We start from the raw sequence: 26,173 nt of genomic DNA, 5'->3' as shown, positions 1-26,173 counted from the left end.
CAACCCTCCCGACCTCCCTAAAGGGAGGCCACCATTACACAGCCCCTGCTTTTCGAAAATTCATTATCAATTTCTATATTCTAGCTATTGAATGTCATTCCAACAATAAAAAAAAACCCTCCGACCTAAGTCCCCCTTTAGGGGACAGGGGTTCAATGCGCCGCTTCTTCTTTCTTATGCTCACCGGCAGGAACAGCTGCTTCATGTGTTTCCCCGGTTGCATGATGTCCGCCTTTTTCAATTATCTCATCCGTGTTTCTCACTTTAGCGAGATAAGTAACATTCGGTAATACGTGCAATTGCTCCAGCACATAGAAACTACGTTGCGGATTATCATGACGAATTTTGCTCACCTGGCTTTGCGAATCATGCACATTACCAAACACAATAGCATCACCGGCACAAGCTTGCTGGCAAGCAGTTTTTGCATCGCCATCAGCCAACACACGTCCTTCTTTCTTAGCTGTCAACTTAGCTGCTTGTGTCCGCTGAATACAGAAGCTACATTTTTCCATCACACCTCTTGAACGAACCGTCACATCGGGGTTCAATACCATTCTTGTCAGTTCGTCATTCATCTGGTGAACTACCGGGTCAAGCTTACCTACCAGTTGCTGATCCATATTATCAGGGAAGCTATCAGCGCTCATATAATCAGCCCAGTTAAAACGACGCACTTTGAACGGGCAGTTATTAGCGCAATATCTTGTACCGATACAACGGTTATAAGCCATTTGGTTGATGCCCTCAGCACTGTGGTTGGTAGCAGCAACAGGGCAAACATTCTCGCAAGGCGCATTATCACAATGCTGGCACATCATCGGCTGGAACACCACGCCTTTCAGGTCATCAGGATTTTTTTCATCGCTTACAAAGTAGCGGTCAATACGCAGCCAGTGCATATCATGATAGCGAAGTACTTCGCTTTTACCAACTACCGGCACATTGTTTTCGGTATGACAGGCCACCACGCAAGCACCACAACCATAGCAGGCATTCATGTCAACTGTCATTCCCCATTTGATACCGGGCTGCTCATGCACGCCATACAGAGTGGCTTCTTTACGATAGTCACCACTATTTTTTGCATACTTTTCTTTCAGATCATTACGGAAATCGGAGATCTCGTTGGGATTCTTTTTAAATGTAGCCAACGTTGTTTCCCTTACTACTTCTACACGTCCTTCGTAAGAGTTATGTATTTGCGTTTGCGCAATCTTTTGTTTTTTCTTTTGATCCGTTACAGTTACGTTCGGAGCAAAATAGTCGATCGTAGTTCCATTGAAAGAAGCAAAAGGATAAACGTTCTTACCTACACCCGCTGCAGTTTTACCCAAACCATCATTTCTTCCATAGCCCACGGCCACGGCAATAGTGTTGGCATTCATACCGGGGATAACCAGTATCGGCAATTCCACTTCCTTGTTACCAATCGTTAATTTGATAACAGGCTTTTGCGGATAATATTCGTAATCGTTATCCAATTTAATCCCCAGCTCATTGGCTTTTGCCATCGAGATCAACGCATAGTTGTCCCAGGTAGCTTTGGAAATTGGATCAGGCAATTCCTGTAACCAGGGGTTAGCTGAACCGGCGCCTGTGCCGATTGAAACTTTTTGATACAATACCACCTCATCCTTTCCGCCTTTTTTTGCAGCAGCAATAGCAGAAGCAGCCGATGCAACAGCGCCACCACCATATGAACCAGTGCCAGCTGCAGCAGGAGCTGTTTCAATAATACCATCCTGCAAGGCTTTATCAAAAGCGTCTAATGAACCCAGCTTTGCAGTCCAATAGTTTTTGAAGTAAGTATCGTAATCAGTATTGTTACCACTCCATTTCAATAAAGATGTTTGGAATGGACGTGTTTTAAATAAAGGATAAATAGTGGGCTGGATAAAACTGGTAACACCTGACTTTGGTTCCGCATCACCCCAGCTTTCGAGATAGTGATGAGTTGGAACAATGTAGTTACATAGTTCAGTCGTTTCATCCATTTTTTCACCAAATGAAACAGACAGTTTCACTTTTTTCAATGCTGATTTGAACTTGTCTGCATCGAAATAGCTATAAGCGGGATTAGCACCGGCAATCAACAAAGCACCAACTTGTCCGCCATCCATTTGTGCTACCAGGTCAACCAGGTCTTTATCAATTCCCTGGCGGTAGTTTGATGTTACGCTCCAGTCAATTGTTTTACCATAAGCTCCGATAGCATTATTGATAGCATTGACGATGATCTGAACATTTACATCATTGCTTCCTGATACCACCAAACCAGCGCCACTGTTGGCTTTTAAATCAGCAGCCACTTTTGCAATACCGGCTTTCAGTTTCGCATCCGCTAACGCAGGAGCAGCAACTGAACCATCCAACGCCGCTAATAATGCAAGCGCCACAGCACCTGTCTCGGAAGGGCGATGTGTAAACCGCTCGTCGGCGCTACCACCTGTCGTGCTTAAGTAGCCTTCAAACTGGTAATGCTTACTCATCTGCGGGTTCTTCTCATCTATCTTTCTTCCTTTTCCATAACCCACCGCATTTTCCACCGGGTTCAACCAGCTGCCGAGAAAATCAGCACCCAGGCTCACAATTACTTTCGCCGCATCGAACTTATAAGTGGGTAAATTTCTTCCGAACCCGCTTGCTTCATTGGCCAGCAACATACCGCTATAGGAAACGGCATCGGCTTGCACATGTTTGCTTCCGGGATATTTTGCCAGGAACTCAGCAATGACTTGTTTGGTAGAAGGAGAAATAACAGTGCTGGTTAATAATACAACAGCACCACCGGCAGCAGCCAGGCCTTCAGCAATTGTTTTATCGACAAATTCGTAAGTAGTTTCTTCAAATTTTTCACCCACTTTTCTCTTGGGGTGAGTAATGCGGTACATGTCATACAGATCAAGCACGGATGCTTGTACACGGGCTGACGTACCACCCTTTGTATAAGAGCTCAACGTATTTCCTTCAATCTTAATGGGGCGTCCATCCCTCACTTTTGCCAGGATCGAAATAGCATCACCATCCTGCACATACGTTGTAGCGTAATATTTTGCTTCACCAGGAACAATATTTTCAGGTCGGTTGGCAAAAGGAATTGCTTTACGAACCGGCATTTTACAACTGGCCGCCAGTGTAGCAGCCGCGGTACTAAAACCCAGGTATTTTAAGAAATCCCTGCGGGGAGCTTTGGCATCAAGCAGACCTTTTTCATCGAGGTCTTCAAAAGGCAATTCTTCCCGAAATTCATCCGTTACCTTCTGTTGAAAACTTTCCGGATCATTTACTTGTCCAAATCCTTGCCAGTATTGTTTTTGACTCATATACCCCAATCCGCCAGCTGGCGGACATTTAGTTCTCTGAATTTGTCACTTTTCTTCGCTACTCCAGGCACAATTCAGAATGGTTGATAAATATTATTAAAAGAAACTTCAATTTATTAAACGACTCCCATGCTCCCCTTTACGGGTTGGGATTAATAGTGACATTTTTGACATTCCAGGCCACCGATATCTTTCACGGTTACACTATCCATTTTACCCGCTTTGATATCGTTATGGAACTTTTCATAAATGCTGTAGAACTTGTTGCCTTTTGTACTGTCGTAGTTAAAGTCAACCTTGGTATTGCGGTGACAATTGATACACCAGCCCATACTCAGTTCTGAAAACTGTTTTACCTCGTCCATTTCAGGAATATTTCCATGGCAGGTTTGGCATTGTACATTGCCCGCCTTGGTATGTTGCGAGTGATTAAAGTAAACGTGATCTGGCAGGTTGTGAATTCTTACCCACTCAATCGGTTTGGCTTTGGAAGGATCCCAGGCATTAGGATTTTTAGGATCAAAGCCTGCGTATTTGTGCAGCTTGGCAATCTCGGCGGTACCATTTATCTCCTGGCCATCCTTGTCATAAAGTTTAGGCCCTTTTTCATAGCTGGTAATGTTTTTATGACAGTTCATACAAACATTCACCGAGGGAATAGCAGCTGATTTGCCTTCAAAGGCATTACCGTGGCAATACAAACAGTTGATCTGGTTGATACCGGCATGCACTTTATGAGAATAATAAACAGGCTGAACAGGTTGGTAATTTGTCTGTCTTTGCAAACCGATGGCGCCCTTGGTAACAAAATAGCCGCCTACTATAAAGAAGAGCACGGCCGCCATGGCGATATAGATCTTATTTTTATAAAAAGGAACAGGCTCGGGACGTTGAATACCTTCCGCATCATCCGACATTTTTTTCAGGTTGCTGTTTACCTGCATCAATATCAGGGCGATGATGGCGAGGATCAGAGAGATAACACCGAAGATGATGGCGTTTTGATTGCCGCTTGTTTCGGTTGCTGCAGTTGTTGTTCCGGTAGTGTCTCCACCAGATGTCTTTTTTGCAACTTCACCATTAATATAATTAACAATAGCGGTTACTTCTTCCAACTTTAAATCAGGAAAGGGGGTCATCAGAGAACCGAACTTGGCTTTCAGACCTTGTGTATAAGGGTCCTTAGCCATATAACCACCGGGGTTGCTGATCCAAGCCAGCAATTCCTTGTGGTCGGCCCACTTGTGCCTGTCTTCCAAACCAGCTAATGCAGGCCCTGTTCCATCTTTAAAAGGATTGTGACAACTGGCACACTTGCTCATAAATAATGTCTTTCCATCCTGGGCTGAAACATTAATAGCGGAAAAAACAAATAGCGAGAGAAGAAACAGTGTCAGTTTTGAGATCATTGGTTTACAAGGAATCATAGCCGCAATTAATCTGAAAAAATGTGGATAAATAGCTTTAACCGGTTGCAAAAATAAGCCACGAACTTAACAAAAGGCCAACACTCTTAAAAAAATTTTAACCCGCTACCAGCCTGCGTTTCAGCCGATTTATAAAGATTTTTTTTAATCGTCCGAAATTGTTTGTCATAAATTCGTCAATCGCTTTAACATCTTTAGAATATACTCATTGGCTTGTTGGTGGTTCTTTTTTTCTCACATTTGCACGGCATATAAAAATGCAATTGCGGAAAAGAAAAACCATGTAATAGTACTCTCAGCAATACCTTATTTATATATAATGTTTGGACGTTTACAAAATAAATGGAAGGTCGGGGGTCTTCAGGTAGTGCTTATCTTATGCACTTTCGCAATCGGCGGCAGCCTCACCGGTTACACCGGTAAAAAGCTGATGAACACATTGCAGATAGAACAGGGGGCTTTATGGTTAGTGGTTTATATATTAGTAGTTACCTTATTATGGCCATTAGCCGTATTGCTTGTGAGTGTGCCTCTTGGTCAATTTCTTTTTTTCACCAATTATTTAAAAAAAATGGGCAATAGAATGGGGATTAGAAGGCAGAAGGCAGAGGTCGGAGGTCAGAAGCAGGAGATCAGAAATCAGAAATCAAAAGTCAAAAGTGAAACGCAGGATAGCCAGCAACTGGCAACCTGCCTACTGGACAGGCAGGCCGGCAACCAACATCCCGTTCATCTCGCCATCTTTGCCTCGGGCGCCGGATCAAATGCACAAAGGATCATTGATCATTTCAAAAACCACGGGCATATTAAAATCTCTCTTATTGTTTGCAACAAACCGGGAGCAGGTGTTTTGACCATTGCAGATAAAGAGAACATTCCTTCCTTATTAATAGAAAAGGAGAAATTCTTCCGTGGCGACGCCTACCTGGACCAACTAGAAGAATATACAATTGATTTTATTGTATTAGCCGGCTTTTTATGGAAAGTACCTGATCTGCTGATACAAGCTTACCCCGGAAAGATTGTCAATATTCATCCCGCCCTTTTACCAAAATATGGCGGTAAAGGCATGTACGGCCAGCATGTACATGAAGCCGTGATTGCCGCCGGGGAAAAAGAAAGCGGCATTACTATTCATTTGGTAGACGGTCATTACGATAACGGTGATATTATCTTCCAGGCAACCTGCCCGGTGCTAGAAAATGACGACCCCTCGTCATTGGCCAATCGCATTCACCAACTGGAGCACCAGCATTATCCCAAAGTGATAGAAGATATAGTAGTTCAACAGGTTCCTCATTAATCATTTGGTGGTTTATTTTTTCATCCGTAATTTTTTTGTGAAAACACCACTACGTTATTCATTTAAAGATAGATCGATGAAACGCCCATGTGAAATTTTACCCAAGAGGAGAATGTTTATGGGCGTTCCATCTGGCCGAAAAAAAATAAAAAATAAACAGATGAAACAGTTGCTTGTCCTTTTCTTTTTTACGCTTTTAGTAAAATTTTCTTTTTCACAACTTTTGAGAGAAGCGAGTCCTGAGTTAGCAGGCATGTCTTCAGAAAGGCTACAGCGAATTGATAAAGTTTTACAGGAATATGTCGACAAGAAATGGATAGCGGGCGGAAGTGCGATCATCGCAAGGAATGGCAAAATAGTCTACTACAAAGCAACAGGCTATGATGATACGCAAAATAAAATAGCCCTGAAGCGGGATGCCATTTTTCGGATTGCCTCGCAAACAAAAGCCATTACCAGCGCTGCCATCATGATGTTGTACGAAGAAGGGAAATTTTTATTAAAAGATCCAGTTTCAAAATACATTCCTGAATATAAAAATCAGCAGGTACTCGACAAGTTCAATGCGGCCGACACTACTTATACTACCGTGCCGGCTAAAAGAGATATCACCATTCATGATCTGCTCACCCATACATCCGGCATTGGCTATGCGCAGATCGGTAGCAAAGAAGCTACGGCCATCTATGCAAAAAATGGAATTGTGGGAGGTATTGGTGTTGGAAAAATTTTGCTGGCTGATAAAATGAAAAAACTGGGGTCCTTGCCACTGCTTCATCAGCCGGGTGATCAATGGACCTATGGCTTAAATACAGATCTGCTGGGCTACCTGGTAGAAGTAGTAAGCGGTATGAGTCTCGCCGATTTTTTCAGCAAAAGGATATTTGAGCCGTTGGGAATGAAAGACACGTATTTTTATTTACCCAGTGAAAAACACAATCGGCTTGTGACCTTGTATACCGAAGACTCATTGAAACAGGTGATAAAAGCAGCCGATGCCTTTGATATAAAAGGGGAGTTCACCAGCGATTATCCAAATTCAGAAGGCACTTATTTTTCAGGTGGTGGCGGATTATCTTCCACTGCGATGGATTATGCCATTTTTATGCAGATGTTATTAAATGGTGGTGAGTATAATGGCAAACGAATCTTAAGCCGTGCATCGGTCAATATGATGACCGTTAGCCAGTATGATAAGCTGAACTGGCCCGATAATAAAATGGGTCTCGGCTTTAGCATACATACCGAAAAAAGTTTGGCTAATTCGCCACTTTCTCCCGGTTCTTATGAGTGGGGTGGTATGTTCAGCTCTTCGTATTGGATAGATCCTAAAGAAAAAATTGTAGCGCAATTGTTCCTTAATCAATACCCGCAAAGCCACGGGGAAATACATGATAAATTCAAGATATTGGTGTATCAGGCTATAAAGTAAGCTGCGAGCCGCGAGCTATGAGCTACGAGCAGGAAACTCTAAAAGCTCGAAGCTCGCGGCTAATAGCTCACAGCTTTTTTACCATTCATTTTGCAGTTTGTTTCGTTACTTGCCTCACTAATTATCAGCCTTTGGGACTTAGAATTCTACAAATCATCCTTTTTGTTTTTTTATTTCTTCTTTTCAGAGTAGCGCCTGTTGCTGCCCAGTACAAGATAAGAGGCACGGTGTACGACAGCACCCGGGCCTATCCGGTTGGATTTGTAAGTGTGCTATCCACTTCGGGCAAAGGGACCATGACCAATATGTATGGTGAGTATGAAATTGAGGTCGCAGAAAAAGATTCTATTTGGTTTAGCTATCTTAATAAGCCTACGGTTAAATTTCCCGTGCTAAAAATTGCAACGCCGCTAAGTTTCGATATTTCCCTTCAAGTGAATGTACCGGTACTAAAAGAAGTAAAAATAAGACCCCGGAACTACCGGCAGGACTCTATTCAAAACCGGGAAGATTATGCGAAAATTTTCAATTACCAGAAACCAGGACTGAGTGTCGTTACGCCACAATATGGCGTAGGGGCAGGTTTTGATCTCAATGAAATCATCAATGTTTTTCGCTTCAGGCGAAACAGGAACATGCAGTCATTCCAAAAAAGATTGCTGGCACAGGAACAGGAGAAGTTTGTTGACCACCGGTTTAATAAGGGATTAGTGAGAAGGCTTACTGCTTTCACCGACAATGCACTCGATAGCTTTATGCGCATCTATCGCCCATCCTATATATTTACGATGATGGCAGGTGATTATGACTTTCAGAAATATATCAAAGATGCTGCGGAAAGATTTAAGAAAGGCCTGCCGCCTGACCCGATATGGACTGAAGAATTAGAAGAGTAACCCATACTAAAAAAGGAGGGACATCATCCCTCCTTTTTTAACCAGCGATTGCTATTAATAGCCATTCGACGTGGTTGTAGCTGTAGATTTTTTCTTAAACATATTGCTTACGCCGTTTAGATTTTTGTCTAAGAAGTCTTTACCACGCTGACGTAAATTATTTTTCTGCTCTGCTGACATTCTTGAATATCGATAAGCACCATAAGCTGCAGCGGCTGCCAAAAGCAGGCCTATTCCTTTTGTTGTTTGCATAATGGTATTTTTTAGTTTTATAAAATGCTTTACAATAACTTTTATAAATATCATGCCGCAATCAGTAATTGTTTATAACTCGTTTCGCTTTTTAAAATTCTCTTAACCGGCCTGGTTATGCTGTTCCATACTCAGTGGCGAATTTTCTACATTTACCAGCTATCATATAGAAGAAATAATCAAACCAGGCATGCAGAATTTATTCGTATTTTTCAAACTCCAACACAACAAAGGCTTATGGAACAAACAACATTAGGTATTGGCACCCGATTGCAACATACACATTACGGACCCGGTGTGATCGTAGGTATCCGTTATGCTACTTATCTTATCTCCTTTATTAATCATGGCATAAAAGAGATTGATAAAACCGATGAGAAACTGGATGAGATCATTCCTGAAAATGTAACAGAAGAAATAGAAACCCATTCGGAAACAGAACGTTCTTTATTAAAGATCCTGCGTTTGTGGGGCGGTATCACGGAAACCGTACCGCTGGGTGAGAAATGGATTAAAGGAATGCTGCTTATACAACCGGCTGATAAAAGTTTGAAACCAAAAGAAATTCCTATCGATGATTTTTTTCATAAAATAGTGATGCTGCGTGATCGTCTCCGTGTGCTGGAACAAAACATCAACAGCAATAAAAAACTCAGTGACGAAGAAAAAGTGAATATCCAGCAATATATTACCCGTTGCTATGGATCCCTGACTACTTTCAATGTGTTATTTAAAAATAAAGAGCATTGGTTTGTGGGGGAGAAAGGTGGGAAGGAAGAATAGTTGCCCTGTAGTTTTTCTTCAAAATATAGTAACATTTTTTTGGTGGAATGAAAAATGGTGTCTCTCTCCATAAAGCTTTCTAAACGAAGAATTGTACTTACTGATTGCAAACGAAGAATTTGAAATATTTTTTTTAAAAACAGTTAGGAATTGTTCTTTTTATATATATATTTACATTCCATTTTTACCAAGATGTAGAATCATTGCCTCCCCTCCGCTTTATAAATTTTCCGAAGCCATAGTCTGTTCTACAGTTTTCAATTATCGCTATCTTTATTTTCTTCAATAATACTAACTGTTACATGAAAAATTGGAAAAGTCTGTTTGTAAAAACCGATAATACCGACGAAAAAGAAGTTACTCCACCCAATAATCAATTCAGTTTTCCTGTCGGAAACACAACCACCCCTTCTAATGCGCCCATACCAACCACCGGTAGTAATATTGATCAGGCCACATTGAATGAGGTGATCGGTGTGTACGAACGAGGCGTGGATTCGATCAACATGCCGGGTTATGACTTTTATGAGTTTTATAAGGCCATTAGCTCGGTCGCCAATGCGGGGGAGCAGGTTTATAGCATGGCCTTTCACATGGCCAAATCAATGGACAGCAATATCACGCCTAAGAAATTAATGGTGGATGCAGATTTTTATATCAGCAAGATTAATGAGGTGCATAGCCAATATTCTTCCCAGGGGCAGCAGAAATTAAATACACTGGACGCAAAGAAGAATGAAGAGAAAAACAAATTGATGCAGGAAATTGAACAAGGTACCCAGCAGGTTACACAGCTACGAAACCAGTTACATGCCCTGGAATCAGAAATAAATCAAAAACGTGTTGCACTTTCAACGGTTGATGGTAAATATTCGCCGCAGGAAGCAGAGATCAGGCAAAAGCTTCTTGCCAATGATAATGCCAGACAGATCAGTGTAATGAAATTGACAACAGTTAAAGAAGGCATTCAAAAAAATATAAAACAATAAACCATTAACATAAAATGTCAAACGAATCCAACAAGGTACTAGAGTTACCTATTTTAAAACACTTTGAAAAAGGTGACATTTCTCTAAATCCTCAAAACTGGCGCAAGGGTGAAAAAGGAATTGCTGTCATTGTAGGACTTGTTCTGCTTGGCACTATTGCCTGGGGTCTTTATACTTTTATTCTCCCCATTGTTTTTACATGGATAGGAAAAACGCTGGGAGCAATTGCCGTGGCGGTATTGGTCATCGGATTTTTTATTCTTTTACCTGTGATCGTCAAGGGCTTTAAAAAACTAGCCCGGTATCTCCACAAGCTGCTGATAAAATATGATCCGTTTGGAGAACTGGAAGAACAAAAGCAAAAAATGGTGGATAACCGTGCGAGGTTTAAACAAGCCAAAGCAAAAATCAAGGCCATCAAAAGCAATATGGAAAGCGAATCATTGAAAGCCGAGAAGGAAGCTAAAGAATACCAGGATACCGTAGTGACCATGCAGTCGAAAGCAGAAACATTGAAAAATAAAATGAACGCCCTGGAATCTGCAAAAGGTGCAGCATCTAAAGAGACCGATGAATACGTAGAGTTGCAAACCGGCTTGATGAAAACATTAAGCGAAGCGCAAAGGGTTAGCCATATGTTGAATCAAAGCACTGGTCTTGTCAGAAAGTACGGTAGCCGTGCCCATGTAATCGGGAAACTTGACCGAAAGTTAAACATGGTGGATACTGCTATGGAAATAAAAATTGCAGACTTCGATGTCAGCATTGGCATGTTAAAAAAAGAATATGCGTTTGCACAGGCAGCCAGGGAGGCTACGGAGCAGGCCAAATCAGCCATGTTGTTTACAAAAAGCTGGGAACTGGAGTATGCATTGGACGTTGTTACCAATACTATTTCAATGGATCTGGCTAACACCAAAGAAAACCTGCTTGACCTGGATTCGCTTACCAGCCAGTACTCTGTTGACAGTGACGAACTTTATTCGAGACTGGATAAACTGGCCGACCAGATAAAAACAAATAACTATGCTCTGCCGGAGTCACAGAAATATAACAACCCCAATTACAAACTCACAGGTGAAGATAAAATGGAAAGCGGTGGTTTTGGTGACATATTCAACTAATCATATTTAAAATATAACATTACAACTATGAAATGGTCAAAACTGACTTTTTTTTCGAAAGCCCTGATAACATTATTAGTTGCCGGCGCTATAGGTACAGCGGTTTACTATTTGTCTCCGGGATTGAGAACATCTGAGTCAAAAACATTAGGTAAGCTTGATGTAACGGACAAAGATGTAAACAATGTAACGACCTCTGCCGAGCTCCCTTTGCCGTCTGCTGAGGTTTCAACTGATGCTGCATCCAAACCATTGGTAAGATTGGCAGGCTATGCGTGGAATGCACAATCAGGAATTATCGTCGCTAATGGCGGTCCTAAAACGACTAAGGGTTCACTGATGGAACAGAATGGTGTAAATCTGGAAATCGTTCGCCAGGACTGGCTTTCAGAGCTCCGTAATCTTCAGATGAAATTTGTTGAAGAGTTTGACCGGGGAAATAATTTTCCTAAAGATGGTGTAGCTGGTATTATGATCATGGGTGATGGTGTACCATTTTATATCAGTTCAGTACAGCAAGCTTTGGATGATAAATATGGAAAAGGTAAATACAGCTTACAAGTTGTCGGCGCCATTGGTTTAAGTTATGGTGAAGACAAATTGATCGGTCCCCCTAGCTGGAAGATGAATCCACAATCCATGAAAGGCTCATTGATATCAGCTGTAATTGGTGATGGCGATTGGGTAACTGCTGTGAATTATGCTTTTGCCAGCAATATTAAGGTTAATCCCGACCCGACAACTTTTGATCCGGAAGCCGTTAACTTTTTGGCGTCTGCCAATGACGATTATATTGAATCTGCTAAAGAATTGATCAAATCGCAGAAGGAAGGATGGACCGTTCCGTTGAAAGAAGTGAAAGACGGTAAACTGACTGGCAAAACCATCAATAAAAAAGTAGATGGTTGTGCTACCTGGACTCCCGGCGATAAGATGGTTTTTGATGCCTTGACAGGCTTTACTGATATCGTTTCTACCCGTGAATTTAATAACCAGATGGCAACTACTCTAATAGTATTGAGCCAATGGGCGGAAAAAAACAAGGATATTGTTAATAATATCCTGAAATCTTCTTATGTAGCCAGCAACCAGATCAAACAATATGATGCCTGGAAGAAGAGAGCTTCAGAAGCTGTGGCCAAAACATTTAATATGGAAGATGCCGATTACTGGTACAACATGTTCAAAGGACAGAAGGGTGAAAAAAATGGCATTTCCTATAATATGGGTGGCTCGAGAGTATTTAATCTGGCCGATGCAAATCAGTACTACGGTATCACTGATGGAACTAATCGTTATAAAGCTGTTTATGACCAGGTATCTAAATATTTGAAAGAATTGAACCCAGCTGGTTTTAATCAAAATGTAAAACGCATTGTTCCTTACGACGAGGCGGTAAACTTATCGTTTGTCAAACAGGTTGAAAATATTGATGCAGGTAAAGCGGATGTGGCTGACTATTCTAAAAAGGCGACCCAACAAGTTGCTTCAGGTGAATGGCAAATCAATTTTGATATGGGCCGGGCCACGTTGAGACCCGAAGGCAAAGATGTGCTTGACCAGGTGTATAATTTGCTCATACAGGCTGAAAACTCAAAACTTGAATTGTTCGGCCATACAGACAACACGGGTACACAGGAAGGCAATTATTCATTGTCAAGAGCAAGAGCTGAAGCAGTAAAAAGTTTCTTAATTCAAAAGGGAATTCCCGCTAACCGCTTTCAAAAAATTGAGGGTAAGGGTCAGGATGAACCAATTGCTGATAATTCAACTACTGGCGGCAAGGCACAAAACAGAAGAGTAGCTATTAACCTGCTAAACTAAATGATTGATGAACCCTAAAAAATGGTTCAGACCTTTTGAAGAAATTGCTTCGGGTCATCGGTTATTAATTACTGGTATATGGATTGTGCTGATTATTGGATATTGGATTTTTTCATCACTCGGCACCAAGCATCTATTTCCAACACCTTCGCAGGTCTGGGATGGATTTCAATCTTTATATAATGAAGGGCTGATAGTTCATATTGTCAGCTCTTTATCGCTTTGTTTAAAGGCCGCATTATTTTCTTTATTCATCTCGCTACTGATAGTTTATTTGTCACCATTGCCTGTTTTAAAACCAGTTGCAGTTTTTCTAAGCAGGCTTAGATATTTACCACTTACCGGTATTACTTTTTATTTGTCAATATTAGTGACCGGAGCCAGGACCATGCAGGTATGGGTATTGGTAGTGTTCATGAGCCTTTATTTTATCACTTCACTATTAGCCGTACTAAAAGATATACCGGAGGATGAAATTGATCATGCCCGTTCACTTAAATGCCGCCGCTGGGAAATATTATGGGAAGTAGTTATTAAAGGGAGATTGGATTATGTGCTGGACGTGCTTCGGCAGAATTTAGCTATTATCTGGATGATGCTGGTAACGGTTGAATCCATTTTAGTTGCTGCCGGCGGCTTGGGTGTATTGATAAAAAACAGTGACAAATTCGCCAATCATGGCCGCATAGTGGCTTTGCAAATAATTATTTTGTTGATCGGGTTATTACTGGACTGGATACTGCATGTCATGAGAAAAGGATTATTTCGCTATTCAACTTATTAGATGCCCATAGCAATTACATACGAGCAACAAGACACCATACTTCACGTAGAAAACCTCAGCATCTCTTACGGTGAAAAAACAATTATTTCAGGTATCAGTTTTGTTGAAAAAAATGTGGTGAGACCTGGTAAACTACAAGGACAAACTATTGCTTTTGTTGGCAGATCGGGAAGAGGTAAATCAACTTTATTTAAAGCATTGACTGGATTGGAAACACCGACAACAGGTTCTGTCTTAATTCCTGATTTTTCAAAACAAATTGCGAATGGTAAACAACCAGCAAAAAAAGTAGAAGAAGGAGATGTGGGCTTTGTCAACCAGAAGTACACTTTGTTTCGGCACAAAACTATTTATCAATCGTTGATGTTTGCTTTGCGTAATGCAACGATGACGGCAACAGAAAAGCAGGACAAAATAATGCATTATCTTAAAGATTGGGGATTGGAAGCCTGCAAAAATCAATATCCCAACGAGCTTTCGGGTGGTCAGCGTCAGCGAACTGCCATTTTAGAACAATTGCTCAGTTCAGGTTATTATATGGTATTGGATGAGCCTTTTTCAGGATTAGATGTCGGAAACATAATGAATGTAAAGGCTGCTTTTAAATTAATCAATGACAGCCATGAGTTAAATACTATTATCTTCAGTACACATGATATAGAATTGGCTGTTGAGTTGGCCGACTCATTGTATGTTGTTGGTTATGGAAAAAATGAGGATGGCTCATTAAGTTCTATCGGCACACTATTAAAACATTATGACTTAAAGAAGCTTGGCCTTGCATGGCATACTGAATTTAACAACGAACACCTGGAACTTTCAAAAGAAATAAAAGAGATTATGCTGCAATCATAAGATACTTATCTGCACCTTTGATGTTTTTTATTCTTTTTTCCAGCACCTTGTTTTGCAGGCTAGTCTTGTAAAAAATGTAACTATCAAAAAATAGAAGCAATCGGTTGGCGGTGTACAAAGTAGAGAAAGCGAAAAATAAAGGAGTAAACTTTTAAAATTACTCAAAGGAATAAACTAACCTTAGATCGATATATTCAGCTATATGGCGGTGCGCTTTCAGGTTCAGTCCTATGCCTATGTGTTTGTTTGCCCGGAAATGAATTCCCCAACAGTGAAACAGTGCATCATAGTAAGGAGTTTGATCAAAAAGATACACCCCGAGGCGTTGGCTGAAAATAAATTTTCCCAATAAAAATTCATGCCCACCCAAAAGCCCTGCTCGTATGGCGCTTGCCCGGGTACTATCTTTCTTCAGTTTCAGGTAAAGCGAACGATCACCGGTGATCTCCATACCAACAGTAAGGGCATTAATCCTTCCTACCTGCCTGGCTGCCTGTAATTGTAAACCAAACAAGAGCACTCTTTTGTTTGGGCCACTATCCTGTACCCAGCGTCGCGGCATTCCAAACAAACCGATATCCCATCGGGGTGACCGGCTTTTCCAATATTTATCTGTTGAGCGTTTACCGGAAAAAAAGGGCATCGGATATGGCGTGTAATTTATGGTCAGTCCTGCGGTGGGCCAGTTGATACCTTTATTGGGTTCACGCATGCCGCCATTTGAAATGTGCTGATAATTGATCGAAGGATTGATCCACCATTTATCATGCAAGCGGATCCAAATTCCCGTTCCTACCAGTAAGTATCCGCTCACAGCACTGCTGTAGGACAAGTTATTGGGGTTCCGGTCAGGGTGCTGGGGCTTGGTTAAATAAGCGAGGCCTGCCGCACCTTTAAAAGAGAAAAAAATATGTTTGCCCAGTCTATAGGAAGGTTCGAGAAAATAAGCGGAAGCTATGCCGCTGCCTAAAATATTGTTATCATAATTATAATAGGCAAGCAGTAAACCTTTTCTTGGATAGCAATTGCAAAGATCCCATGACTTCCGGTCATTCCGTTGCCAGCTCAGCAGGATTTCTGCACCGTAGGGATAAGAACCCTTGGTATTTTCAACTGCTTTTGAATGGGCAAAAATAAAACCATATTGACCGCCCACACCCAGGTTGAAAATATTTGCCTTCGAAGTAGCAGGCTGTTTATGACGCCTCCCTGTATCCTGTGGAAAGCAGGAAAACTGCAACAACAAAAAAACAAAAAGCAAAGCCATGTTTTTCATACAGGCCTTTTGAACTACAAAAGTAGCCAATATGTAAGCCGCAGGATGAGTACCGGTATTCCCCCGGCAAAGCATCTCCATTTCTTTTCTTTCATTATCTTGAGTTGATGAAACGTCCATGATAAAATTTTCATTATATCCCACAGGGGTCCCGATGGCGACCATCGGGATTATCATGGTAAGTTCCATTCGACCTTAAAAAGGCAAAAAATATACGAATGAAATGGTTATTTCTTTCACTGCTATTTCCTTTGGCAATAACGGCCCAGCAATCCGCCTGCGATATATTGATCAAAAATGGAAAAATTGTTGATGGAACAGGTAATAATTGGTTTTATGGCGATATAGCAGTAAAAGACGGAAAGATTGCAGCCATTGGAAGGCAGCTGAATTTCTCTTCGGCAAAAACAATCGATGCCACCGGTCTTATGGTTGCTCCCGGTTTTATTGATGTACATACGCACCTGGAAGGTGATGAAAAAAATGATCCCCTGGCGCAAAGCTTTATTTATGACGGCGTCACTACATGCATTACCGGCAACTGTGGCGCTTCCAATGTTGATATAAAAAAATATCTGCAGTGGATCGACTCCTTACAACTTTCGATAAATGTTGCTTCGCTTATCGGCCACAACGATGTCAGAAAAACGATCATGGGCCGGGCTAACCGGGATGCTACTCCGGCAGAACAAAATCAAATGGATAGTTTAGTTGACCGGGCAATGCGTGATGGAGCAGTTGGCTTGTCAACAGGTTTAATTTATATACCCGGCACTTATACCAAAACACCGGAGATCGTTTCACTGGCAAAACAAGCTGCGAGGTATAATGGAGTTTATGCTACGCATATGCGGGACGAAGGTGATAAGGTAACCGAAGCCATTGACGAGGCCCTTATCATCGGCCGTGAAGCAAATATCCCGGTGGAAATTTCACACTTCAAACTCAGCGGTCAGCAAAACTGGGGACGAAGTAAAGAAACAATTGCTTTGATAAAAAAAGCCAGGGAGGAAGGTATTGAAGTAACTATTGATCAATACCCCTATACCGCCAGCAGCACATCTATCAGCACATTAATACCGGATGAAATACTGGCGGATGGGCAGGATTCTATTACAGCGAGATTGCAAAGACCGGAGATAAAAAAATATGTAATCAATGAAATGCTAAAGAAGCTGAAGAAAAGAAAGCTTAAACATTTCAGTTATGCCGTAGTTGCTTTTCACAAAGCAGACACCACTTATAACGGTAAAAACATAGAAGAAATTAATTTACTGAAAGGAAGAAAACATAAGGCGAAAGCCGAAGCTGAAACAGTGATAGACATTATGATCAATGGCGGCGCCAGCGCCGTATTTCATGGTATGGGAGAAGATGATGTGAAATACATCATGCAATATCCGTTCAATATGTTTGCAAGTGATGCCAGCATCCGCATCTTTAATGCCGGGATGCCTCATCCAAGAGGCTATGGTACTAATGCAAGAGTATTGGGTAAATATGTACGGGATGAGAAAGTAATTTCTTTAGAAGAAGCGATTCGCCGGATGACCTCCTTGCCTGCACAAAAGTTTCAGTTAAACAACAGGGGATTGCTACAGCAAGGCTATGCCGCGGACATCCTCATCTTTAACGATAAAGAAGTAAGTGATATGGCCACCTTTGAAAAACCACATGCTTACTCAAAAGGTTTTCGCTATGTATTGGTAAATGGAGTGATGACGGTGGAAAATGAAAAGCACACCGGAGCAAGAGCCGGCAAAGCGTTATATGGCCCGCGTCACAAATAATATTTATCAATCTCTTCCTAAGGCCTGAAGGCTTTTTGTTTTTTGAATTAATCAAAAAATCCCTCAGCCAGAATAGCATTTACTTATGTGCTTTGGCTGGCTCCTCCAGTTTTACCGACAGTGGTCCATTGCCTGCTATTAAAAAATAAATCAGTAAGAGCAGCACTATTATTGAAATCAACAGCTCTGAATAAGGTTTCATCGCATCACCAGGCATGTTGATCAAAAAAACAGCTCCAAGAAGTATCGGAATTTGGATGAGACAGGCAAAACGGGTCAACACGCCCAGCACCAGGAAAATGCCTCCCAGTATGTGAGCAAAAACGATGATGTGACCAATTAAGATATAAGCGAAAGAACCAAAAGAAGTTTTGATGGACATTAAGCTAACCAGGTCGCTCATGTTGTAGAGAAAGTCGATGCCCTTATAAACAAGAAATATACCCAAAGCAATACGTATGATATCCATCCATCTCGGGTGATGCCTTTCACCCCAATATTCAAGGCGGTGCAGGAGATCCATATAGCATAGTTTTTAGGTAATGAAAAAGAACTGGTTTAAAGTTACAGCTATTCCCTGATTTCATCAATGACGGAATTTCTCTCCTTTGTTTATTACTTGTACTTTCTGCTTTCCCGCTGCTACGTCAAAAAAGGGGTCATTGCTGACCCCCTGATTTCATTTTGAACTAAGATCGGGCCGGTAGACCCTGAGATAAGTCTCTGCTTTCTCAACACAATCATAATAGGCCTTTAAGTGAATATCCCATTCATCGGCCGAATAGGCCTTGGTTAATACATCTTTTAGTGGAGTATAGAAGCCGGGCTCCATTTCTTTCCAGCCGTTTCTATACCGGGAGACCAGGATCACCTGTGCATCTGTACCTGCAAACAATTTTGTATAAATGGTGTAATTGCGCGGATCATTTGAATTGTCAAAGGCAAGTTTGAATTTTCTTAAACGGGCAAGCCATGCATCTGTTTTTCCTGGTTTGATATGCCAGATCGTAACCTGTGTTTTGGGAATGGTCCAGTCATTATCTCCATGTGAAAGTGAGTCGACTCTTCTTGAAAATATCATCCCGTCGTTTTCCTGTAGCAGGGATTGGATACTCGTTTGGACATCCTGATCGTGTGCAGGATTAGGCTTGTGATTATCCATTTCCGCCCAGGATGTGGGTGGCCAGGCAACCTGGTAATAACCCATTTTTTCGCCGGTAATAATTTGAAATACAAAAACCTTATCATTTGCACCATGAAACTTTTGATTGTGTGTTTTCATGGTATTTTCAAATTGCAAAGCCTGGCCGGCTTTAGGCTTTAACATGATTGAATGCACCAATGTTTTTTCCTGGCCTGGTGCGAAATAGTAACCTGCAATGAGCAAGCATAAAAAAATTGTCTTTCTCATGGTTTAGTGTTTAGTAGTTAAGAAAAGTAGCTCCCCGGGCAGGGTTTTCAAGTGCGGAGAAAGAAAAAAATGGTAGATGCGAAAAAGTGCAGAACGAATTTGTTTGTTAAGCTACAACAAAGTTAGAACACAGACCAAATAAAAAATAGCTTTAGCTATCACGAAAGAATGATGATCAGCCAAAGCTAGCATCCGGTCTTTATTATTACGACAGCAGATAAACAACAGGTGATTTATTTCTTTGAAACCGGTATTTCCCTCATCCGGTATTCCTGTATCAACGGTGGATTTTCCGGTGATAAGGTGAAATAGATTTCAATATTTGTTTTCTCTCCTTCGATTATAAAAGAGCCCCGTAGTTGATTCTCCGGCTTCATTTCTTTTACCGAAACGATCTTACCTGCTTTGGCAAACAATTCCTTCGATTGTTTCTTTAAACTATCAGTGGGGTAATCAGGAAAAAAATTTTCTGCAAAAATGCCGCTTTGCTCTACGTTGCTCCAATCCGGCAACAGTTTTACAAGCTCATTTTTTCTTTTTTCTAAGATGGCAGAAGGCGGAAGTTGCATGGGTTGCAGACCAGCTATTTTTATCAGCGTATCCAACACCTGAATATTCACCCCACCTATACCGGCATAGGTCCTGTTAGCAAATGCTACCACGCCAATGCCATAATCCGGCATTATCCGCCATTGGCTGCCGAAACCGGGTAAGCCCCCGCTATGCGCTATGAATACACGTCCTTCACAATCTTTCGTCCAACCCAGACCGTAGGCATAAGCGGAAACAATAGGGCATGTTCTTCCATCGGGATATTTATAATTAGCATTAAAGCCATTGAAACGCCAGGGATGATGCATTTCACGAATTGAACTTCTTTTTGCCGGACCTTTATCTGTTGAATTATTGGGTGGCCATGCTGCCAAATGCAGAGCCATATAATTGGCAAATTCATCAATCGAGCTGATCATGCTGCCCATTGCACCCCATGAACCATCAGGTGTGTCATGCAATAGCTCTTCCTCATTCCATCGTTCATTCAACCAGCGATAACCATGCGCCAGTTTATTGGGAGCAATATTTCCATATTCCCATTCGGTTGTGTTCATGCCCAAAGGCCTCCAGATATTTTCACGGATATAATCCTGGTAACGCTGGCCTGAAACTTTGGTTACAATTTTTCCCAAGAGAGCAAAACCAAGATTGCTGTATTCGTATGCAATACCCGGTGCATTGGAAAAAGAAGGTTGCTTGTTTAAAAACTCCAGCAGCTCCTTATCAGTATCTGCCAATTGCCGGTCACCCCAGGGATTGTCCTCGGGGAAGCCAGCACCGTGAGTAAGCAGGTGGCGGATAGTGATGGGTGGTGCGTCAGCGGTGAGGTATTTTAAATTTTTCAATTCCGGAATATACAGGTGAGCGGGATCGTCCAGGTTTAGCTTGCCTTCGTCACGTAGCTTGAGGATAGCCATTGCCGTAAAACTTTTACTCATCGATGCAATGCGAAACAATGAAGAGGAACTGACCGAGATTTTCTTTTTGATATCCGCGTAGCCATAACTCCCTTTGTACACCAATTTGCCATCTGCAATGATGCCAAAGGCAATACCGGGAAAATGATTGGCTATTGCATGCTTTCTATAAATGCTGTCGATAACAGTAAAAGCATTTTTTATTTTCTCCAGCCTGTTTGGATCGGCAAATACAGCCGGCTTATAAGATGCATCATATAAAATATTTTCCTGAGTAAAAGCGGGATCAATAAAATAACAAACAGCAAAAAATAAGATGATAAAGGAAGATGGTTTCCTCATAGCCTGGCAAATTTAATTCGGTTAAACTTACGTAAATAATGTTGAAGGCCGGGGGATATAAAGAGTCGGTCTAATTCATATTTTGAGATGCCCGGCTGACCAAAAACCTTATTTTATTTTTTTGTCTTACCGAGGGCAAAACCACCAACCTTAGTAGAAAAATGATTCATAAACAGCCAACCTTATTAGATTATTTTAATCTGATCTGCTCTCTAAAGGACTATGCAAATTTTAATTCTCCTCTTTCGTCCAATAAGGTAATAAGGTTCAATCATTCAAGTGGCTTTTTTCTAAGGTGTACTTGATGCAAATCGTGTGGCCCCCGGAAGCTTATCGTACATGGGCGATAAAAAAGCCCGGCGAAATTGCCAGGCTATATTTTGCAAACATTTATTTATTTTATTATTGCTTCACAAATTGAAATCTTTCTGAAAGCGAATGGCTGTTGAGTTTCAGGTAATAGACCCCGGCGGGAAGCCTCTTAATATCTAAGGACAACTGATTGCTTCCGGCATTTAATTGTTTTGAATCCATCATCACTGTTCTTCCGATATTGTCAAATACTATACAGCCCAATTTTTCCTTTCGTGGTGATGACACCAGCAAGTTTATACTATTAATGGCGGGATTGGGATAAAGTGCAATTTTACCGCTACTGCTCAAGACCAGGGAAACTACTTTTGAATAAGCAAACCTACCGTTGAGGTCCACTTGCTTTAAGCGGTAATAAAGTATTGTTGTTTGTAATGCGGCCACATTCACATCGGTAAAATGATAGGTTTGTGTACCAGCATTGTTTGCGGCTTCGGTTTTTCCTACTACGCCAAAATCGCTGCCATTAAAACTTCTTTCCACAATAAACTCCTTTGTGTTGACTTCATTAGCCGTTTTCCAATCGAGCATGGCATCGGCTTTTACAAGACTGGCTTTAAAATCAATAAACTCCAACGGAAGAACAGAAGTATAACTAATGGCCCAAAGCTCACGCCCCAGGTCTGACTGACGGATACCTGCATAGATATTGTTGTCTGTTTCGACAGACTCCTGCATATCGCCATTGCCGGGGTTACCAACACCTGTCACTATCTGTGTTCCCGCATCAGATCCATCACTCTCCCAGGTCTTATAACCGGTTACTCCATCATTGCCGGTAAAAATCAGTTTATTGATAATCTTAGAAAAATTCCCGAGTGTTCCACTTTCTGTTCCAGGCCAAACATCTTTTACTAATACAGTTCCGGCAGAGGTACCGTCGGTCTTCCACAGCTCTGCCCCCTTAGTACCATTATTCGCTGAAAAGAATAAAGTACCGTTTACATTTTTTAGTCCGAACGGATAACTTTCTGATGAGCCTGTCCAGATATCTTTTACCATTACAGTACCTGACGCAGTGCCATCACTTTTCCAAAGCTCTGTTCCCTTGGAACCATTATTGGCTGAAAAAAACAACGTACCATTCACGTCAGTGATCTCAAACGGGTAGCCACCGCCTGTTCCAGTCAAAATATCTTTCACCAATACCGTTCCTGCTGCAGTGCCATCACTTTTCCAAAGCTCCATGCCTTTGCTTCCATTGTCGGCAGCAAAATATAAGATGCCGCCTACGTTGGCTAAAGATTGCGGATAGCTGCTGGCTGAAAAAGGGTTAATATCTTTCACCATATAGGTGCCTGCCGCAGTACCATCACTTCTCCACAGCTCTACGCCATTTACACCATCATCTGCAGCAAAATATAACACTCCACCTACGCTTGCCAAAGCTGAAGGATTGCTTCCCATTGATCCGGATCTGATATCTTTTATCATCATGGTTCCATCGGTAGTGCCATCGCTTTTCCAAAGTTCAGTACCTGCGGTGCCATTATTCGCTACAAAAAAAACAAAACTATTTACCTGGGTCAGGTAGCCGATGCTGCTACTCGCCGATCCGGCGTTAATATCCTTCACGATTGTTGTGCCTGCTGATGTTCCGTTGCTCTTCCAAAGTTCCATACCATAAATACCGTCATTGGCAGCAAAGAATAAGTTATTATTGACGTCAGTCAGGTAACACACATTGCTGCTGGCAGGCCCAGGATTAATATCTTTTAGTAAGGTAAAGCCTTGCGATTTGGCAATAAATGAAATGCCTGCAAGAAAGATGGCTAGTAGTGGTTGTTTCATCTGTACTGGATATTGGATGGTGGATTTGGTCTCCGGGCAACCAAAAATCACCCTTAAAAGTGACCCTATTTTCTGGTTTTCGGAGCTATAACAAACTACTTATTTTATCAGATTAATTTCAAGAAATCAGGGACATATTTTCAAAAATTGGGTACTAACACACACCTCTTAAAAGGAAAATTATGAAGTAGATTTACTAGCAGCCCTTATTATTAATTTTTATTATAATAGAAAGGCTGCAATTCCTTTTTAAGCCGGCAATGATATTTCTTTAACTTGCAAAATGGCTTTTAAACTTCATAGTCCCTTCCCTCCGGCGGGAGACCAACCCGAAGCGATCCGACAATTAACAGAGGGAATATTAGATGGTGAGAGATATCAAACACTACTGGGTGTAACAGGAAGCGGAAAAACCTACACGGTTGCAAATGTTATTCAAAATGTTCAGCGCCCAACTTTGGTATTGACGCATAACAAAACATTGGTGGCACAATTGTATGGTGAGTTTCGCCAGTTTTTCCCGGACAATGCAGTGGAGTATTTCGTTTCGTATTACGACTACTATCAGCCCGAAGCGTATATGCCGGTAAGCGGTGTGTATATTGAAAAAGATCTGAGTATAAATGATGAGTTAGACAAACTCCGGTTAAGGGCGACATCCAGTTTGCTCAGCGGACGGAGGGATATCATTGTTGTAGCTTCTGTAAGCTGCATTTATGGTATGGGAAATCCTACTGATTATGAAAATGGCATCATCCGCATTGACAAAGGACAGGTTATTTCCAGGCAGGCTTTTCTTCATTCATTGGTTAACTCTTTATACAATCGGACAACACTGGAATTTAACCGCGGTACATTCCGGGTAAAAGGGGATACAGTGGATATTAATTTGCCTTATGTAGACTATGGTTATCGCATTACTTTTTTTGGTGACGAAATTGAAGAAATTGAAAGCATTGAAGTGGTAACAGGAAAACGCATTGCGAAACTGGAAAATGCGGCGATTTTTCCTGCCAATCTTTATGTGGCACCAAAGGATATTATGCAACAGGTGATCTATGAAATACAGGATGAACTGCAGGCACAGGTTGAGTACTTTAAAAACACCGGCAAGGTAATAGAAGCCCAACGCTTAAAAGAACGGGTGGAGTACGACCTGGAGATGATAAAAGAGCTGGGTTACTGTAGTGGGATTGAAAACTATTCCAGGTTTTTTGACCGGCGGGTACCTGGCACCCGACCATTCTGTTTACTGGATTATTTTCCAAAAGATTTCCTGATGGTAATTGACGAAAGCCATCAAACCATTCCACAGGTGAGTGGTATGTATGGCGGTGACCGAAGCAGGAAGCTGATATTGGTTGACTATGGTTTTCGTTTGCCTTCGGCATTAGATAACCGGCCGTTAAATTTCCATGAATTTGAATCGCTGATAAACCAGGCCATTTTTGTTTCAGCCACACCGGATGATTTTGAACTTGAAAAAACAGGTGGCGTTGTAGTAGAGCAGGTAGTGCGACCCACTGGCTTATTGGATCCGCCAATTGAAATACGGCCCAGTGTGAATCAAATCGATGATCTGTTAGATGAAATTGATAAACGGGTAACCAAAGGTGATAGAGTGCTTGTAACAACGCTAACCAAGCGAATGGCAGAAGAAATGGATAAGTACCTGCATCGGATCAATATCAAATCAAAATACATCCATAGTGAAGTCGATACGTTGGAAAGAGTTGAAATCCTGCGCCAGCTACGGTTGGGTGAAATAGACGTATTGGTAGGTGTCAACCTGCTTCGTGAAGGACTCGATCTGCCTGAAGTGTCATTGGTAGCCATTTTGGATGCAGACAAGGAAGGCTTTTTGCGCAATGAAAAATCATTGACCCAAACAGCTGGCCGGGCCGCCCGTAATGTAGACGGGCTTGTTATTTTCTATGCGGATAAGATGACGGAAAGCATGCAAAAGACCATTGATGAAACTATCCGGCGCAGGGAAAAACAAATTGCCTTCAATATTGAACACGATATTACACCCAGGACCGTTGTAAAATCGAAGCAGCAGGTCTTTGCTCAAACTTCTGTATTAGATATTAAAGGTTACGACCCCGCTAATCCTTATGCTATTGCCCCGGATGAAGACCTCGTTACTGTGGCAGCAGAAGACCAGCAGGAATATAAAACCATTCCACAGATGGAAAAGGCAATCAATAAGATCAAGAAAGAAATGGAAAAAGCCGCAAGGGATCTTGACTTTATGGAAGCAGCAAGGCTAAGAGATGAGATGTATTTGCTACAGAAGAAGTTGGTGGAAATGAAAAAGTAATTCGTAGAACTACGAATAGGGCCTAAGTGAATATGCTTAATTTTCATAACTAAGCCGTCCATTAGTTTGGAGATATTTTGTGTTGGTATATTTTAGCAGACAAAACCAGTCATCCAATAGAAGAACCGATTAAAATCCATCTCTTAGTTATGAAAAAACGTGTCCGTCGAATTGCAAATTTTTTTGCATTCAACCTGCTCTTTTTTGCATTGTACCTGAATTTTATTCACAAGGACAATCAAACATCTGCCAATGCAGACCTTACTGTTCAACAATCATCAGCCGCTGCTTTTAGCGGTACTGTCCTGGTAGAGCATCCCGAAAAGTATCTTGTACAAAAGCAATAATGAATAATTCATTATAAATCATTGCTACGGCAGAATTCTTTTCATTAATTAAAC

General features: G+C 41.5%; 20 protein-coding genes. 12 read left to right on the top strand and 8 right to left on the bottom strand.

Annotated features, from left to right (window positions below; genetic code table 11):
• Window positions 1-152 precede the first annotated feature (152 nt).
• Together P2W73_RS13015 and P2W73_RS13010 are read right to left on the bottom strand one after the other, a co-directional pair.
• Window positions 153-3,326 (bottom strand): TAT-variant-translocated molybdopterin oxidoreductase, encoded by a 3,174-nt coding sequence (locus P2W73_RS13015; RefSeq protein ID WP_276502484.1) that lies wholly within the window; start codon window positions 3,324-3,326, stop codon window positions 153-155.
• 152 nt (window positions 3,327-3,478) lie between these two features.
• Window positions 3,479-4,735, bottom strand: a complete 1,257-nt coding sequence (locus P2W73_RS13010; RefSeq protein WP_276502483.1) for a c-type cytochrome — start codon at window positions 4,733-4,735, stop codon at window positions 3,479-3,481.
• A 337-nt stretch (window positions 4,736-5,072) separates the two neighbouring features.
• Here P2W73_RS13010 and purN point away from each other — a divergent pair, with 337 nt between their 5' ends.
• From purN to P2W73_RS12995, 3 genes are all read left to right on the top strand, one after another.
• Entirely contained in the window at window positions 5,073-6,056 is a 984-nt protein-coding gene (purN, locus tag P2W73_RS13005) for a phosphoribosylglycinamide formyltransferase (RefSeq protein ID WP_276502482.1), read from the top strand.
• A gap of 160 nt (window positions 6,057-6,216) precedes the next feature.
• Window positions 6,217-7,488: a serine hydrolase domain-containing protein gene (locus P2W73_RS13000; protein WP_276502481.1), complete on the top strand. Its 1,272-nt coding sequence runs from the start codon at window positions 6,217-6,219 to the stop codon at window positions 7,486-7,488.
• A 131-nt stretch (window positions 7,489-7,619) separates the two neighbouring features.
• Complete coding sequence (locus P2W73_RS12995; RefSeq protein WP_276502480.1) at window positions 7,620-8,384, top strand: peptidase associated/transthyretin-like domain-containing protein; 765 nt, start codon at window positions 7,620-7,622, stop codon at window positions 8,382-8,384.
• Between the two features lie 54 nt (window positions 8,385-8,438).
• On the opposite strand, the gene P2W73_RS12990 is transcribed toward P2W73_RS12995, so the two are convergent.
• A complete protein-coding gene (locus P2W73_RS12990; RefSeq protein ID WP_276502479.1) occupies window positions 8,439-8,636 on the bottom strand; it encodes a hypothetical protein in 198 nt (65 codons plus the stop codon).
• Window positions 8,637-8,873: 237 nt separating this feature from the next.
• Here P2W73_RS12990 and P2W73_RS12985 point away from each other — a divergent pair, with 237 nt between their 5' ends.
• From P2W73_RS12985 to P2W73_RS12960, 6 genes are all read left to right on the top strand, one after another.
• The gene (locus P2W73_RS12985; RefSeq protein ID WP_276502478.1) at window positions 8,874-9,419 is read left to right on the top strand and encodes a DUF8685 domain-containing protein; all 546 of its coding nucleotides are present in this window, start codon (window positions 8,874-8,876) and stop codon (window positions 9,417-9,419) included.
• A 302-nt stretch (window positions 9,420-9,721) separates the two neighbouring features.
• On the top strand, window positions 9,722-10,408 hold the full coding sequence (locus P2W73_RS12980; RefSeq protein WP_276502477.1) for a hypothetical protein: 687 nt from the start codon (window positions 9,722-9,724) through the stop codon (window positions 10,406-10,408).
• A 14-nt stretch (window positions 10,409-10,422) separates the two neighbouring features.
• A complete protein-coding gene (locus P2W73_RS12975; RefSeq protein WP_276502476.1) occupies window positions 10,423-11,532 on the top strand; it encodes a hypothetical protein in 1,110 nt (369 codons plus the stop codon).
• 27 nt (window positions 11,533-11,559) lie between these two features.
• Window positions 11,560-13,356 carry an OmpA family protein gene (locus P2W73_RS12970; RefSeq protein ID WP_276502475.1) on the top strand — a complete coding sequence of 599 codons (1,797 nt, stop codon included), beginning with the start codon at window positions 11,560-11,562 and terminating at the stop codon, window positions 13,354-13,356.
• Between the two features lie 7 nt (window positions 13,357-13,363).
• Window positions 13,364-14,140 carry an ABC transporter permease gene (locus tag P2W73_RS12965; protein ID WP_276502474.1) on the top strand — a complete coding sequence of 259 codons (777 nt, stop codon included), beginning with the start codon at window positions 13,364-13,366 and terminating at the stop codon, window positions 14,138-14,140.
• Window positions 14,141-14,995: an ATP-binding cassette domain-containing protein gene (locus tag P2W73_RS12960; RefSeq protein WP_276502473.1), complete on the top strand. Its 855-nt coding sequence runs from the start codon at window positions 14,141-14,143 to the stop codon at window positions 14,993-14,995.
• A gap of 157 nt (window positions 14,996-15,152) precedes the next feature.
• Here the strand turns inward: P2W73_RS12960 and P2W73_RS12955 are convergent, their stop codons facing one another.
• Entirely contained in the window at window positions 15,153-16,391 is a 1,239-nt protein-coding gene (locus P2W73_RS12955; protein ID WP_276502472.1) for an acyloxyacyl hydrolase, read from the bottom strand.
• 98 nt (window positions 16,392-16,489) lie between these two features.
• Here P2W73_RS12955 and P2W73_RS12950 point away from each other — a divergent pair, with 98 nt between their 5' ends.
• Window positions 16,490-18,061: an N-acyl-D-amino-acid deacylase family protein gene (locus P2W73_RS12950; protein WP_276502471.1), complete on the top strand. Its 1,572-nt coding sequence runs from the start codon at window positions 16,490-16,492 to the stop codon at window positions 18,059-18,061.
• A 79-nt stretch (window positions 18,062-18,140) separates the two neighbouring features.
• Here P2W73_RS12950 and P2W73_RS12945 read toward each other — a convergent pair whose 3' ends face one another.
• The 4 genes from P2W73_RS12945 to P2W73_RS12930 form a co-directional block, all read right to left on the bottom strand.
• Entirely contained in the window at window positions 18,141-18,584 is a 444-nt protein-coding gene (locus P2W73_RS12945) for a DoxX family protein (protein ID WP_276502470.1), read from the bottom strand.
• A 156-nt stretch (window positions 18,585-18,740) separates the two neighbouring features.
• Window positions 18,741-19,472 carry a hypothetical protein gene (locus P2W73_RS12940; protein WP_276502469.1) on the bottom strand — a complete coding sequence of 244 codons (732 nt, stop codon included), beginning with the start codon at window positions 19,470-19,472 and terminating at the stop codon, window positions 18,741-18,743.
• Between the two features lie 233 nt (window positions 19,473-19,705).
• Window positions 19,706-21,286 (bottom strand): serine hydrolase domain-containing protein, encoded by a 1,581-nt coding sequence (locus tag P2W73_RS12935; protein WP_276502468.1) that lies wholly within the window; start codon window positions 21,284-21,286, stop codon window positions 19,706-19,708.
• Between the two features lie 402 nt (window positions 21,287-21,688).
• Window positions 21,689-23,449, bottom strand: a complete 1,761-nt coding sequence (locus tag P2W73_RS12930; protein ID WP_276502467.1) for an ELWxxDGT repeat protein — start codon at window positions 23,447-23,449, stop codon at window positions 21,689-21,691.
• A gap of 283 nt (window positions 23,450-23,732) precedes the next feature.
• Here P2W73_RS12930 and uvrB point away from each other — a divergent pair, with 283 nt between their 5' ends.
• Window positions 23,733-25,772: an excinuclease ABC subunit UvrB gene (gene uvrB, locus P2W73_RS12925; protein ID WP_276502466.1), complete on the top strand. Its 2,040-nt coding sequence runs from the start codon at window positions 23,733-23,735 to the stop codon at window positions 25,770-25,772.
• A 149-nt stretch (window positions 25,773-25,921) separates the two neighbouring features.
• The gene (locus P2W73_RS12920; protein ID WP_276502465.1) at window positions 25,922-26,119 is read left to right on the top strand and encodes a hypothetical protein; all 198 of its coding nucleotides are present in this window, start codon (window positions 25,922-25,924) and stop codon (window positions 26,117-26,119) included.
• The last annotated feature ends 54 nt before the right edge of the window (window positions 26,120-26,173 follow it).

Origin of the sequence: Terrimonas pollutisoli, from assembly GCF_029360765.1 — a bacterium.
Lineage (GTDB): Bacteria > Bacteroidota > Bacteroidia > Chitinophagales > Chitinophagaceae > Terrimonas_B > Terrimonas_B pollutisoli.
The sequence above is the reverse complement of the archived record's forward strand: the minus strand, read 5'-3'. Positions and strand labels throughout refer to the sequence as shown.